Below are 13,076 nucleotides of genomic sequence, written 5' to 3' on the forward strand. Positions count from 1 at the left end.
TCAATGCTGAAAGCGTCGGCGAAGATGGGGCGACCAGCACACGGCACCGGAGAAGTCATGCGGATCACGCTCGTCCAGGGCGACATCACCCAGCAGCACGTCGACGCCGTCGTCAACGCCGCCAACTCCTCCCTGATGGGCGGCGGCGGGGTGGACGGCGCCATCCACCGGCGCGGCGGGCCCGCCATCCTGGAGGAGTGCCGCATGCTGCGCGCCTCCCGCTACGGCAGGGGCCTGCCGGTGGGCCAGGCGGTGGCCACGACGGCGGGCGACCTGCCGGCCCGGTGGGTGATCCACGCCGTCGGCCCCGTCCATTCCCGCACCGAGGACCGCTCGCACCTGCTGGCCTCCTGCTACCGCGAGGCGCTGCGGGTCGCCGACGAGGTGGGGGCCGCGACCGTGGCCCTGCCCGCCGTGTCCGCCGGGATCTACGGCTGGCCGGTCGAGGACGCCGCCCGCATCGCCGTCGCCACCGTCAGGTCGGCGCGCACGCGGGTGGCGGAGGCGCGGTTCGTGCTGTTCACACCGGACGTGCACGCCGCCTTCCGGCGGGCTCTGGAGGCGGCCGGGCCGTCGGACGAGGAGATCGCGGCCCGGCTCGCCGCCCAGCCGGAGGAGCGCTGGCGGGCGCTGTTCGCCTGCGCCGACGCGCTCACCCCGGCCGACCTGGAGGTGTCGTGGCGCGGCGGCCAGGAGCTCGAACCCGGCGTGATCCAGATGCCCTACCCCGTGTACGGCGAGGCGGTCCAGCGGATCCTCGGGCTGCTGGGCGAGCTGGGGGCGGTCGTGGTGTTCGGCTGGCCCGACTGGGTGCGCGGCAACCCCCTCTGGCCGGACGGGCGGGGCCTGGACGACGCGCCGGTGGCCGACGCGGCCCGGCTGGCCACGGCGATCATCCGGGGCGAGCGGTTCAGCGACGGGACGATCGAGCAGGCCCTCGACCGGGGCGCCTTCCGGGCCGTGCTGCGCCGGCTGCGCCGCTGGTTCGACGAGGAACGCCCCGCCACCGGGTAGCAGCCGGTGGCGGGGCCGCCCGCCGACCCGTCTCACCGGCCCCGGCTCACTCCTTGGCCACCGCCCGGCCGATGACCAGGCGCTGGATCTGGTTGGTGCCCTCGACGATCTGCAGCACCTTCGCCTCTCGCATGTAGCGCTCCACGGGGAAGTCCTCGACGTAGCCGTAGCCGCCGAGCACCTGCACCGCGTCCGTGGTGACCTTCATGCACATGTCGGTGGCGAACAGCTTGGCCATCGCCGCGCGCGTGCCGTACGGGCGGCCGGCGTCGCGCAGCCGGGCCGCTTCGAGGTAGAGGGCCCGGGCGGCGGCGATCTGCGTGGCCATGTCGGCCAGTATGAACGACACGCCCTGGAAGTCGACGATCCGGCTGCCGAACTGGCGCCGCTCGCGCGCGTAGCCGGTGGCGGCGTCGAGGGCGGCCTGGGCCACGCCCACCGCGCAGGCGGCGATGCCGAGCCGGCCGCCGTCGAGGGCCGCCATGGCGATGCGGAACCCCTCACCCTCCGTGCCGACCAGCGCCTCGCGCGGCAGGCGTACCCCGTCGAGGCGCACCTGCGCGGTCGGCGAGGACCGCATGCCCATCTTGCGCTCGGGCGCGGCGAACGACAGCCCGTCGACCCCGGCGGGAACGTGCAGGCAGGACACCCCGCGCGCGCCCGGCTCGCCGGTGCGGGCCATGACCAGGTAGAAGTCGGCCACCCCGCCATGGGTGGTCCACGCCTTGACCCCGTCGACGGTGTAGCCGTCGGGCCCGGGAACGGCCCTGGTGGTCAGCGCGGCGGCGTCGGAGCCGGACTGCGGCTCCGACAGGCAGTAGGCGCCGATCAGGTCGCCGCCGACCATGGCGGGCAGCAGCGCCGCCCGCTGCTCCGCGCCGCCGAACGCCGCCACCGGGAAGCAGGACAGCGTGTGCACCGACACGCCGAGGCCGACGGCGAGCCAACCGGCCGCGAGCTCCTCGACGACCTGCAGGTAGACCTCCTGCGGCTGGGCCGCGCCGCCGTACTCCTCCGGGTAGGGCAGGCCCAGCAGCCCGGCGGCGCCCAGCGTGGCGAACACCTCGCGCGGGAACCGCCCGGCCGCCTCGTCGGCCGCGGCCCGGGGCGCGACCTCCTTGGCCACCAGCTCACGGGTCAGCTGGATCAGGTCGTGCGCCTCAGGGGTGGGCAGGGCACGCTCAACGGTCATCGAGAAACTCCTTGTGAGAGTGTACGGTGTCCCGATTCTCCCTAAACGATCACCAAATCACGAGGGGTGTCGTTGAGCCGTACGGGGCCGTCGTCGCCGCACACCACGATGTCCTCGATACGGGCCCCGTGCCGGCCGGGCAGGTAGACGCCCGGCTCGACGGAGAAGGCGAAGCCCGGCTCCATCGGCTCGGCGTTGCCGGCGACGATGTAGGGCTCCTCGTGGGTCTCGATGCCGATGCCGTGGCCGGTGCGGTGGATGAAGTAGTCGCCGTAGCCGGCCTCGGTGAGGACGTCGCGGGCCGCCGCGTCGATCGACTCGCACGGCACGCCGGGACGCACGGCGGCGCAGGCGGCCTCCTGGGCCCGGCGCAGCGCCTCGTAGTAGACGGCGAAGTCGGCGGGCGGCTCGCCCACGCAGTAGTTGCGGGTCGAGTCGGAGCAGTAGCCGTTGTGCAGTTGGCCGCCGATGTCGACGACGACGGGCTCGCCGGCCTGGATGACCCGGTCGGAGACCTCGTGGTGCGGGCTGGCGCCGTTGGGGCCGGAGGCGACGATGACGAAGTCGACCGTGGCGTGGCCGGCCGCGAGGATCGCCTCGGCGATGTCTCGGCCCACCTCACGCTCGGTCCGGCCGGCGCGCAGGAAGCCGGGCACCTGCCGGTGCACCGCGTCGATCGCCTCGCCGGCCGCGCGCAGCGCCGCCACCTCGGCGGGCGACTTGCGCATCCGCAGCTCGCGCAGCACCCGGCCGGCCAGCACCTGCTCGGCGTCCGGCAGCACCTCGCGGAAGCGCAGCGACGACATGGCCCACATCCGGTCGGCCAGCCCCACCGTGGCCGGCCGGCCGAGCCGGTCGGCGGCGATCCGGTAGGGATCGTCGGTCTCGTCCCACGCCACGAACTCCAGGCCCAGCCGCGAGGCGGGCGAGGCCTGCGCGGCGGGCAGTTCGAGGCGCGGCACCATCATGTACGGCTCGCCGGAGGCGGGCACCACCAGGCAGGTCAGCCGCTCCAGCGGCTTGGCGTCGTAGCCGCTCACGTAGCGCAGGTCGGGGCCGGGCGTGAGCAGCAGCGCGTCGATGCCGGCCTTGGCGGTGGCCTCCTGGACGGCGGCGAGGCGCGAGACGGGGTACAGGTCTTCTGAGGACGTCACAGCCCAAATCTACTCGGATGACGCCGCCTAAAATCCGCGAAAAGGTCTCACGACACGACTGGCCATGACCACGGTGTGCACCTGTACGGTCGCATATTGTGAGGCTAATGTCCCGTTCCACGCGTTCCGAGGGTGAGCTTATGGTCGACGTCATGAGCGGCGGGCCGGGGCAGCGCCGCCGTCCGACGAGCACGGCCGCCCCCTCCCGTCAGGCCGGCGAGCTGCTGGCCGCCCGGCTGGCGCACGCCCAGCGGCTGGGCAACATGGGCTGGGCCGAGTGGGACCTGCGCACCGGCGCGGCCACCTGGTCCGACCAGATGTACGTGATCTTCGGCCGGGACCCCGCCGACGGCCCGGTCGGCCTGGCCGAGCTGGCCGCCCATGTCGAACCGGCCGACCTGCGGCTGCTCGACCAACTCCTGGTGGCGGCCGTGCAGGGGGCCGGACCGGCGCAGGCGGAGTTCCGCATCCGGCGCGGCGACGAGCTGCGCAATCTGCGCGTCGTCCTCGAACCGCTGGCCGCCCGCGGCCGCGCTCGACCGGCCGGCGACGCGCCCGCTCGGGCGGCCGGTGTCCACGGGGTCGTCCAGGACATCACCGGCCGCCGCCGCGCCGAGCGCATCATGTCGGAGTCGCGCCGCCAGCTCCTGGAGGCCCGCGAGAAGGCGGCCGAGGAGCGGCACGTGATGCTGGCGCTGCGCGAGGCGATCCTGCCCGAGCCGGCCGGCTGCCTCGACCTGCCGCGTACGAGGATCGCGGTGCGGTACGTGCCCGCCGAGAAGACGGCGAGCCTGGGCGGCGACTGGTTCGAGGCGACCCCGCTGCCCGACGGGCGGGTGCTGCTGGCGATCGGCGACGTGTCGGGGCACGGCCTGCCCGCCATCGCGCACATGGCGCAGCTCCGCCACGCCCTCATCGGCCTGACCATGACCGGTGAGGCCGCCGGGGGCCTGCTCGCCTGGCTGAACGAGCTGGCCATGCACCGGCTGGAGGGCACGACCGCCACCGCCGTGATCGGCCACCTCGACACCTCCACGCGGGTGTTCACCTGGGCCAGGGCCGGCAACCTGGCGCCCATCCTGGTGCGCGACGGCGCCGCCCGGCCCCTGGACCAGCCGCGCGGCGTGCTGCTGGGCGCCACCTGCGATCAGCCGTACGATCTGGTCAGGACGCAGTTGCGGGAGGGCGACCTGCTGCTGATGTTCACCGACGGCCTGGTGGAGCGGCGCACCCGCGACATCGACGAGGGCCTGGCCCTGGTGCTGGAGGCCGCCGCCCGGCTGTGGGACGGCGACCTCGACGCGGGGCTGGACAAGCTGCTCGCCGACATCGGCGGCCCCAACCCCGAGGACGACGCCTGCCTGCTCGCCGTCGGCATCCGCGACGACGGGCCGGCGTTCGCCACCGCGGAGTGACGGCGCACTGACGGCCCACGACGGCGCAGTGACGACGCGCTGACCACGACGGCCCCGGAGGTGCGACGATGGGGGGCGTGCTCATGCTTCTGGACACCCCGTCGCTGTACTTCCGGGCCTTCTTCGGCCTACCAGAGTCGATCACCGCGCCCGACGGCAGGCCGGTCAACGCCGTCCGCGGCCTCATCGACATGATCGCCACGCTGGTCCGGCAGCACTCCCCCGACCGGCTGGCCGCCACCATGGACGCCGACTGGCGGCCGGCCTTCCGCGTCGCGGCCATCCCGACGTACAAGGCGCACCGGGTCGCCCAGGGCGACGCCGAGGAGGTGCCCGACACGCTGGTGCCGCAGATCTCGATCATCGAGGAGGTCCTCGACGCGGTCGGCATCGCCCGCCTGGAGGCGCCCGGCTACGAGGCCGACGACGTGATCGGCACCCTCACCGCCCGTGAGCCCGGTCCGGTCGACATCGTGACCGGCGACCGCGACCTGTTCCAGCTCGTCGACGACGCCCGCCCGGTCCGTGTCCTCTACACGGCGCGCGGCATCCGCAACCTTCAGGTGGTGGACGAGGCGTTCGTGACGGCCAAGTACGGCATCCCCGGCCGGGCGTACGCCGACTTCGCCACCCTGCGCGGCGACCCCAGCGACGGCCTGCCGGGCGTGGCGGGCGTCGGCGAGAAGACGGCCGCAGCCCTGGTCACCCGGTTCGGCTCGCTGGCGGCGATGCTGGCGGCGCTCGACGAGGGCGTCGTGGACGGCTTCCCGGCGGGCAGCCGCACCCGGCTGGCGGCCGCCGGCGACTACCTCGCCGTCGCCCCCGCCGTGGTGCGGGTCGCCTCCGACGCGCCGCTGCCCGACGCCGATCTGACGCTGCCGGCCAAGCCGCGCGACCCCGGCGCCCTCGTCCGGCTGGCCGACGAGAACGGCCTGGACAGCCCGCTCAACCGGCTGCTCGACGCCCTGACCGGCTGACCGGCCCGCCCGGTTCGGTAGGTTGTGGCCCGTGTCGAGCATCCAGGTCGCCGGCGACGTCCCGGCCCGCCTCGAGGACGGCTTCACCCGCGTCGCGCGTGAGGCGGGGCTGCCCGGCGCTTTCCCCCGGGCGGTGCTCGACGAGGCCGAGTGGGTGGCGGAGGTGCCCCGGCTACCCGGCAAGGACCTGACCGACCTGCCGTTCGTCACCGTGGACCCGCCCGGTTCGATGGACCTCGACCAGGCCCTCCACCTCGAACGGCTACGCGGCGGCTTCCGCGTCTGGTACGCCGTCGCCGACGTGGGCGCGTTCGTCCGCCCGGGCGGCGCGGTCGACCGCGAGGCGCGCGAGCGCGGCGAGACCGTCTACCTGCCCACCGGCTCGGTGCCGCTGCATCCGCGGGTGCTGTCGGAGGGCGCGGCCAGCCTGCTGCCCGGCGCGGCCCGCCCGGCCGCGGTGTGGCGGATCGACCTCGACGCCGAGGGGCGCCTGGTGGGCGCCGACGTGCAGCGGGCGCTGGTGCGCAGCCGCGAGCGGCTCGACTACGCCTACGTGCAGGCGGCCGTGGACACCGGCACCGCCGACGCCACGCTCGGCCTGCTGGCCGAGATCGGCGCGCTGCGTGTGCGGCTCGAACGGGAGCGCGGCGGCGTCACGCTGCCCACCCCCGAGCAGGAGGTGGTGTTCGCGGGCGGCGGCTACCGGCTCGCCTACCGGCTGCCCCTGCCCGCCGAGGCGTGGAACGCGCAGATCTCCCTGCTGACCGGCATGGCGGCGGCGGCCATGATGCTCGACGCGGAGATCGGCGTGCTGCGCGTCCTGCCGCCGCCGCGGCAGGACGACCTGGACAAGGTCCGCAGGGTGGCGGCCGCCCTGGACGTGCCGTGGCCCGACGGCGCCTCCTACGGCCAGGTGGTGCACGGTCTCGACCCGAAGGTCCCCCGGCAGGCGGCCTTCCTCCAGGAGTCGAGGGTGCTGCTGCGCGGCGCGGGCTACGTGGCGTTCGACGGCGCTCCCCCGGCGCTGGCCGACCACGCCGCCGTGGGGGCGCCGTACGCGCACGTGACGGCCCCGCTGCGCCGGCTGGTCGACAGGTACGCCACCGAGGTGTGCCTGGCCGTCGCGGCGGGCGAGCCGGTGCCCGTCGAGGTGGAGAAGGCGCTGGAGGAGCTGCCCGCGCTGATGACCGCCTCGGGCCGCCGCGCGGGCACGGTGGAGCGCGCCTGCGTGGACCTGGTGGAGGCGTTCGCGCTGCGCGACCGGCTGGGCGAGTCGTTCGACGCGACGGTCATCGACGTGACCGCCCGCGGCGACGGCGGTCAGGTCCAGCTCGCCGACCCGGCCGTGATCGCCCGCTGCGACGGCGCCCTCCCCCTGGGCGAGCGCGTCACCGTACGCCTCACCCGCGCCGACCCGGCCACCCGCGAGGTCCGCTTCACCCTCGCCTAGTGTCCTGAGTTTCAGTAATTCGCCGACAATATGAGGCGAGGGCGTGGAGGATCTCTCGGCGGTGTTGGCCCAGACGAAGCGGCGGGCGGTTCACCGGCGTCGCCGGCGTCGGCCCCCTCGGCAAGCAGAGGTGGTCACGCGAGATGGCCGATGAGGCGCAGATCCGCGCCCATCCGTCCGGCACGACCTTCGTGATCACGTACGGCGGTACGGCTGAGGTGACCGACCCGTCCGGCCGTACGGTGGCCAGACACCCGGGCACCGCCTCGGCCGCCTACACCGCGGACGGCGAGCTGCTACTCCTGACCACCGCAGGAAAGCTGCGCCGGCTACCCGGCCAGATGGCCCGGTAGGAGGCACTGCATCCCATACGGCAGGTCACGACTTGCGGACGTCGCGACGCCCCGCTCATGATCCACACCCGGAACCCACTCGGTTCCACACTCCGGGCAGATCACGCACGCCGCCGGCGACTCATCTCGAAGCACCGATGCCGAGCTCGGCATCGCCCAGAGCAGCGAGCAGCGCCGCCGCGGCCACGCCGTCGCAATCGACGGCGGCCGGGCGCAGCAGCCTCCCCCCGCCCGCGGTTGGCTCGCGCTCGAAGGCGCTGCCGTGGCACCGCCGGTCGGCGATGACCGTCTGATGGGGGTGCTCGGTCAGCACCGAGGGGCGGCGGCCGGCAGGCCCAGGAGCACCTGGCGCTCATCGGCCTCGGACATCCCCGCCCCATCTCCGCGGCTATGCCGTGGACTCGTTCATCCGGCGCGCCGGCCGCGTCAGGGGACGGTCCAGGTGACCGTCCGCTTCATCGTGCCGTGCGTGTCGTAGGATCTGGCCCACCCGAGGGTCTCGAACCGGCCGTTCTCCTGGTTGATCCACTTGTCCTCGCGGTTGAAGTTGTAGCGGTCGTAGGCGTGGACGGTGATCTCCATGGTGGCCTGGTCGCCGTCGATCCGGACGTCCGCGCTGCCCCAGACGGAGTGACGGCCGAGCGCGAACTCCCAGTTCTTGGTCTCCGTCTCCTTGATCTCCGCGGGCTCGCCGGTCATCTGGAACTCCCGCCGCCCGGTCTCCCGGTAGAGGAGCTCGGCGTTCTCCTGGGCGCGGCGGATCTCCGCGTCGACGCCGTCGCGGATCAGCTTGTCGTCGCGGTACGCCTTGTCGTAGTCGATGGAGTAGTCGCTACCGGACCCGTCCAGGTAGTGCTTGAAGGTGGCGGCCGCCTCGTCGAACCCCGGGGTCGCCTCCTCGGCGAGTTGCAGCGCCCGCCACTTGTGCCAGGCCGCGTAGTCGGCCGGCGACGGTTTCGCGTCGGGGTCGTAGGGCCAGGGGTCGTCGAAGGGGATGCCCGGGTCACGGGCCGGGCCGAGGTCGTACCTGCCGTCGCGCGGGCCCTTCTCGGGCGAGTCCAGCGGCGGGCGCGGGCGGCTCTCCGGCTGTCCCTCGACCAGCCAGGTGGCGCCCGCGGACGCGGCGAGCATCCCCTTGACCCCGTACGCCCGGCGCAGCGGCGAGACCGCCGGGCGGGCCGCGAACGACGGGGCCTTGGCGCGCAGGATGCGACGCAGGCGGGTCTCCACGGCGTGGATCAGCTTCTGGCCGAAGTACTTCTCCAGCCTGCCGCGCAGCGTCGCCACGGCCTTCCTGGCGAACACCCGCAGGACCAGGATGGAGCCGCGCGCCTTGACCGCGGCGAGCCCGCCGGAGACGACGGCCATGGAGGCCGCCCAGACCAGGGCGAGCAGGACGTAGGTCGCCAGGAGCGTCAGAGCGACCTTGACGAGCTCGACGGCCCGGGCCCACAGGTCGCAGCCGTCGGCCAGGGCGTGCAGGGAGGTGGCGAGGCTCTGCAGGTGGCCGGATGGCTGGTCTTCGGTGTGGTAGTCGGCCCAGTGGCCGGTCAGCGCGTCGATGTGGTCACCGGCGTTGTACCGGACCGCGTGGCCGACGGCGCCGTGCGCCGCCGGGATCGTCTCACGTTCGAGGGCGGTGGCGCAGTCGCGGAAGGCCGCTCCGCACCCGCGGATGTGGTCCTCGTCCTCCGGCGGCCAGTCCACCTCGAGCAGGCCGAACGGGGCCTGCAGATGCGCGGGCAGGGTCAGTGACATGGGATCGCGTGGGTCCGGGTCAGACCTGGCGAGCCGAGCCGGGAGTCCCGGGGGCGCCGGGGCCGGGGATGCCGGGGCCGGCGGCGTTGACCGTGGCCACGGCGTCGGCCTCGGTCAGGCGGAGGTCGTCGGCCATGGAGCGGACGCCGTCGCCGGTGCGGTGGAGGTTGCCGTGCAGGACGCGGCAGGCCTCGTCCAGCAGGTCGCCGAGCCGGTCCATCGCGACGCCGACGGAGGTCCCGCCCCACGCCGTGTCGCCCGTGCCGCGCACGGTCGCGAGCAGGCCGCCGGTGTGCCGCTCGAAGTCGGCCGCGGCGTCCAGCAGGCCGTGGCCGGCGCCGCTCAGCGAGGAGCGGTCGAAACGGTACCCATCGGACACCTTGTGTCTCCTCAATCCCATCAGACACTGACAAAAGCCACTTTACTTGCTGGAGGCCGGGCTTCGGCGAACGTCCCACCACGGTCGTGGCCGCGACCCCTCCGGCGGGGTCGCGGCCACGACGGCGCCGGTGTCACTTCTTGAGCACGCTCCAACCGGCTCCCACGCCCATGAGGTGGACGGCGACGCAGACGAGCCCGGCGACCGCGAGCGTGGTGACCGTGAGAACGCCGCCGACGGCCAGGCCGGCGATCTCGAAGACGAGGGCGAGCACGAAGAGCAGGGCGGCGACGAGGGCGAACATGGCGGCCTCCAGACGGGGGTGGCCGGACGCCGGTGATCCGCGTCGGGGCGGGCCTCAGCGCGGTGCGTCCGAGGGCTTGACTGGCCTGACGAGATGGGGATGTCCGGCGTGCGGCGCCGGGAAACTGCCCGCGCGGTGACGTTGCGTATACCGGCGATGACGCCGCCTTGACCGGACGGTCAGTCCGGCGGCCCGCGCCCGCCGCCCCCTGGCGACGAGTTCCGGAACCGCACCGCGCGATCAGGCCGACGGCGGCCGGCCGGTCGATGCCGCCGGCCGCGTCGGCGCGAGACGCGGCCTAGGAGAGCGAGGAGTAGGCCACGACGCCGCGTCGCATCGCGTCGATCGCCTTGGACGCGGTCTGCTTGATCTTGCTGTCCGGCGGGGCGGCGTTGCCGAGCTGGCCGAGCAGGTCGATGAGCTGCTTGATCCACCGGACGAAGTCGCCCGCCGCGAGCTCGTTGCCGTTGACGCCGTCCATGAGCACCGCGTCCAGGCTGTGCCCCTTCGTCCACCGGAACGCCGCCCAGGCGAAGCCCAGGTCGGGCTCGCGGATGGTGTCGAGGCCATGGTCGGACTCGATGCCCTCCAGCTCGCCCCACAGCCGGATCATCGCGGTCAGCGCGTCCTGCGCCCGCCCGGCCGGCAGGCGCGGGCGGCGGGCGTCGTCGGCCTGGCGCGACTCGAACACCAGCGCCGACACGCACGCGGCCAGCTCCGCCGGCTCCAGCTTCTCCCACAACCCGCTGCGCAGGCACTCGGCGGTCAGCAGGTCGAGCTCGGTGTAGAGGCGGCCGAGGCGCCGGCCCTCGTCGGTGACGGTCTCGTCGTGAAGGTAGCCGAGCTGTCCGAGCACCGAGCAGATGCGGTCGAAGGTGCGGGAGATGACGTGGGAGCGCCCCTCGACGCGCCGCCGCAGCCCCTCGGTCTCCCGCAGCAGCTTGTGGTAGCGCTCGGCCCAGCGGGCGTGCTCCTCGCGCTCGTCGCAGCCGTGGCACGGGTGCTGCCGGATGCGCCGCCGAAGCTCGTTGATCTCCTCGTCCTCCACGGCGTGGTCGCGGGCCCGCTGCGGCTTGCCGAGGTCACGGTCGCCGATCTTGGCGAGCAGCGTGGAGACGAGGTTGGCCCGCTCCTTCGGGGAACGGCCGTTGAAGTTCTTCGGGATGCGCAGCTTCTCGATCGGCTCGACGGGCACCGGGAAGTCGGCCGGGTCGAGCTTCTTGACCTGCTTGCCGATCGTCAGCACGAGCGGGCTCGGGCCGTGGCCGCGCGGGTTGCGGCCCGGGTCGAGCACGATCGCCAGGCCCGCCCGGCGCCCGCCCGGCACCCGGATGACGTCGCCCGGCTCCAGCGCCTCCAGCGACCGCACGGCCGCCGCCCGCCGCGCGGCGCCGCGCTGGCGCGACAGCTCGGCCTCGCGGTCGGACAGCCGCCGCCGCAGTCCGGCGTACTCGGTGAAGTCGCCCAGGTGGCAGGTCATCGCCTCCTGGTAGCCCTCCAGGGCCTCCTCGTGCTTGCGCAGCTGCTTGGCCAGCCCGACGACCGCCCGGTCGGCCTGGAACTGCGCGAACGACTCCTCCAGCAGGGTGCGGGCCCGCTCGCGGCCGAACTGGCCGACCAGGTTGACGGCCATGTTGTAGGACGGCTGGAAGCTGGAGCGCAGCGGATAGGTGCGGGTGCCGGCCAGCCCTGCGACCGACAGCGGATCCATGCCGGGCTGCCACAGCACCACGGCGTGGCCCTCGACGTCGATGCCGCGCCGCCCGGCCCGGCCGGTGAGCTGGGTGTACTCGCCGGGGGTGAGGTCGGCGTGGCTCTCGCCGTTCCACTTGTCGAGCTTTTCGATGACGACGGTGCGGGCGGGCATGTTGATGCCGAGCGCGAGCGTCTCGGTGGCGAAGACCGCCTTGACCAGGCCGCGGGTGAACAGCTCCTCGACGACCTCCTTGAACGCGGGCAGCATGCCCGCGTGGTGGGCGGCCAGGCCGCGCTCCAGGCAGTCGCGCCACTCCAGGTAACCCAGCACGGCCAGGTCCTCGTCGGGCAGGTGGGCGGTGCGCTCGTCGACGAGCTGCCTGATCTCGTGCTGCTCCCGCTCGGTGGTGAGCCGGATGCCGGCGTGCAGGCACTGCATGACGGCCGCGTCGCAGCCGGCGCGGGAGAAGATGAACGTGATCGCCGGGAGCAGCCCCTCGGCGTCGAGCTTCTCGATCACCTGAGCGCGGTCCGGCGGGCGCGACCGCTGCGGCCGGCCGTAGCCGCGCCGGCCGCGGCCGGCGGTGAGCCGCTCGGCGTCGCGGGTGACCCGCATCAGCGTGGGGTTGATGCGCGGCACGTCGTCGTCGGCCAGGAACATGTCGTAGATGCGGTTGCCGGCCATCATGTGCTGCCACAGCGGCACCGGCCGGTCCTCGTCGACGATGACCGTGGTGTCGCCGCGCACCTCGCCCAGCCACTCGCCGAACTCCTCGGCGTTGCTGACCGTGGCCGACAGCGCCACCAGCCGGACCGACTCCGGCAGGTGGATGATGACCTCTTCCCACACCGCGCCGCGGAACCGGTCGGCGAGGTAGTGCACCTCGTCCATGACGACGAAGCCCAGCCCGGCCAGCGTCGCCGACCCGGCGTAGAGCATGTTGCGCAGCACCTCGGTGGTCATGACCACGATCGGGGCGTCGCCGTTGACGCTGTTGTCGCCGGTCAGCAGGCCCACCTTGGCGGTGCCGTAGCGCTTGACCAGGTCGTTGTACTTCTGGTTGGACAGCGCCTTGATGGGCGTGGTGTAGAAGCACTTGCGGCCCTGTTCGAGGGCGAGGTGGACGGCGAACTCTCCGACGACCGTCTTGCCCGAGCCGGTGGGCGCGGCCACCAGGACCCCGTCGCCGGCCTCCAGCGCCCGGCAGGCGTCCACCTGGAAGTCGTCGAGCTGGAAGTCGTACAGACCTCGGAACGATCTGAAAGCGGCCCCGTCGTCCCCGAACTTCTCGCGGAAGGCCGCGTAGCGTTCCGCTGGCGTCGTCATAACGGCCAGCCTACCGAAACCAGCATTCCGGTCCGGCCCAGGTGATCGCGCGACCGCC

The 13,076-nt window shown here is 73.7% G+C and carries 12 protein-coding genes and 1 pseudogene; 6 read left to right on the forward strand and 7 right to left on the reverse strand.

Features of this window, described 5'->3' with window-relative positions:
- Positions 1–57: 57 nt before the first annotated feature.
- Both FHU36_RS44785 and FHU36_RS44790 read left to right on the forward strand, forming a co-directional pair.
- Positions 58–561 (forward strand): annotated as a pseudogene (locus FHU36_RS44785) (O-acetyl-ADP-ribose deacetylase); the annotation flags it as partial.
- Positions 562–585: 24 nt separating this feature from the next.
- Positions 586–1,014, forward strand: a complete 429-nt coding sequence (locus FHU36_RS44790; RefSeq protein ID WP_312891962.1) for a DUF6508 domain-containing protein — start codon at positions 586–588, stop codon at positions 1,012–1,014.
- Between the two features lie 46 nt (positions 1,015–1,060).
- Here the strand turns inward: FHU36_RS44790 and FHU36_RS23755 are convergent, their stop codons facing one another.
- Positions 1,061–2,206, reverse strand: coding sequence for an acyl-CoA dehydrogenase family protein (locus FHU36_RS23755; RefSeq protein WP_185086100.1), 1,146 nt, complete (start codon positions 2,204–2,206; stop codon positions 1,061–1,063).
- 41 nt (positions 2,207–2,247) lie between these two features.
- Positions 2,248–3,360, reverse strand: a complete 1,113-nt coding sequence (locus FHU36_RS23760) for a M24 family metallopeptidase (protein WP_312891773.1) — start codon at positions 3,358–3,360, stop codon at positions 2,248–2,250.
- Between the two features lie 152 nt (positions 3,361–3,512).
- On the opposite strand from FHU36_RS23760, the gene FHU36_RS23765 reads away from it, so the two are divergent.
- From FHU36_RS23765 to FHU36_RS23780, 4 genes are all read left to right on the forward strand, one after another.
- A complete protein-coding gene (locus FHU36_RS23765; RefSeq protein ID WP_185086101.1) occupies positions 3,513–4,775 on the forward strand; it encodes a PP2C family protein-serine/threonine phosphatase in 1,263 nt (420 codons plus the stop codon).
- Positions 4,776–4,858: 83 nt separating this feature from the next.
- Positions 4,859–5,752, forward strand: a complete 894-nt coding sequence (locus FHU36_RS23770) for a 5'-3' exonuclease (RefSeq protein WP_312891963.1) — start codon at positions 4,859–4,861, stop codon at positions 5,750–5,752.
- 31 nt (positions 5,753–5,783) lie between these two features.
- Positions 5,784–7,202: an RNB domain-containing ribonuclease gene (locus FHU36_RS23775; protein WP_185086103.1), complete on the forward strand. Its 1,419-nt coding sequence runs from the start codon at positions 5,784–5,786 to the stop codon at positions 7,200–7,202.
- Positions 7,203–7,345: 143 nt separating this feature from the next.
- Positions 7,346–7,555 (forward strand): hypothetical protein, encoded by a 210-nt coding sequence (locus FHU36_RS23780; protein WP_185086104.1) that lies wholly within the window; start codon positions 7,346–7,348, stop codon positions 7,553–7,555.
- A gap of 121 nt (positions 7,556–7,676) precedes the next feature.
- Here the strand turns inward: FHU36_RS23780 and FHU36_RS23785 are convergent, their stop codons facing one another.
- The 5 genes from FHU36_RS23785 to FHU36_RS23805 form a co-directional block, all read right to left on the reverse strand.
- Positions 7,677–7,868, reverse strand: coding sequence for a hypothetical protein (locus FHU36_RS23785; protein WP_185086105.1), 192 nt, complete (start codon positions 7,866–7,868; stop codon positions 7,677–7,679).
- Positions 7,869–7,981: 113 nt separating this feature from the next.
- Positions 7,982–9,313 (reverse strand): WXG100-like domain-containing protein, encoded by a 1,332-nt coding sequence (locus FHU36_RS23790; RefSeq protein WP_185086106.1) that lies wholly within the window; start codon positions 9,311–9,313, stop codon positions 7,982–7,984.
- 19 nt (positions 9,314–9,332) lie between these two features.
- Positions 9,333–9,692 (reverse strand): hypothetical protein, encoded by a 360-nt coding sequence (locus FHU36_RS23795; protein WP_185086107.1) that lies wholly within the window; start codon positions 9,690–9,692, stop codon positions 9,333–9,335.
- 133 nt (positions 9,693–9,825) lie between these two features.
- On the reverse strand, positions 9,826–9,996 hold the full coding sequence (locus tag FHU36_RS23800; RefSeq protein ID WP_185086108.1) for a hypothetical protein: 171 nt from the start codon (positions 9,994–9,996) through the stop codon (positions 9,826–9,828).
- Positions 9,997–10,294: 298 nt separating this feature from the next.
- The gene (locus FHU36_RS23805; protein ID WP_185086109.1) at positions 10,295–13,018 is read right to left on the reverse strand and encodes a DEAD/DEAH box helicase; all 2,724 of its coding nucleotides are present in this window, start codon (positions 13,016–13,018) and stop codon (positions 10,295–10,297) included.
- Between the last annotated feature and the right edge of the window lie 58 nt (positions 13,019–13,076).

Origin of the sequence: Nonomuraea muscovyensis (genome assembly GCF_014207745.1) — a bacterium.
In the GTDB taxonomy this organism is placed as follows: Bacteria; Actinomycetota; Actinomycetes; order Streptosporangiales; family Streptosporangiaceae; genus Nonomuraea; species Nonomuraea muscovyensis.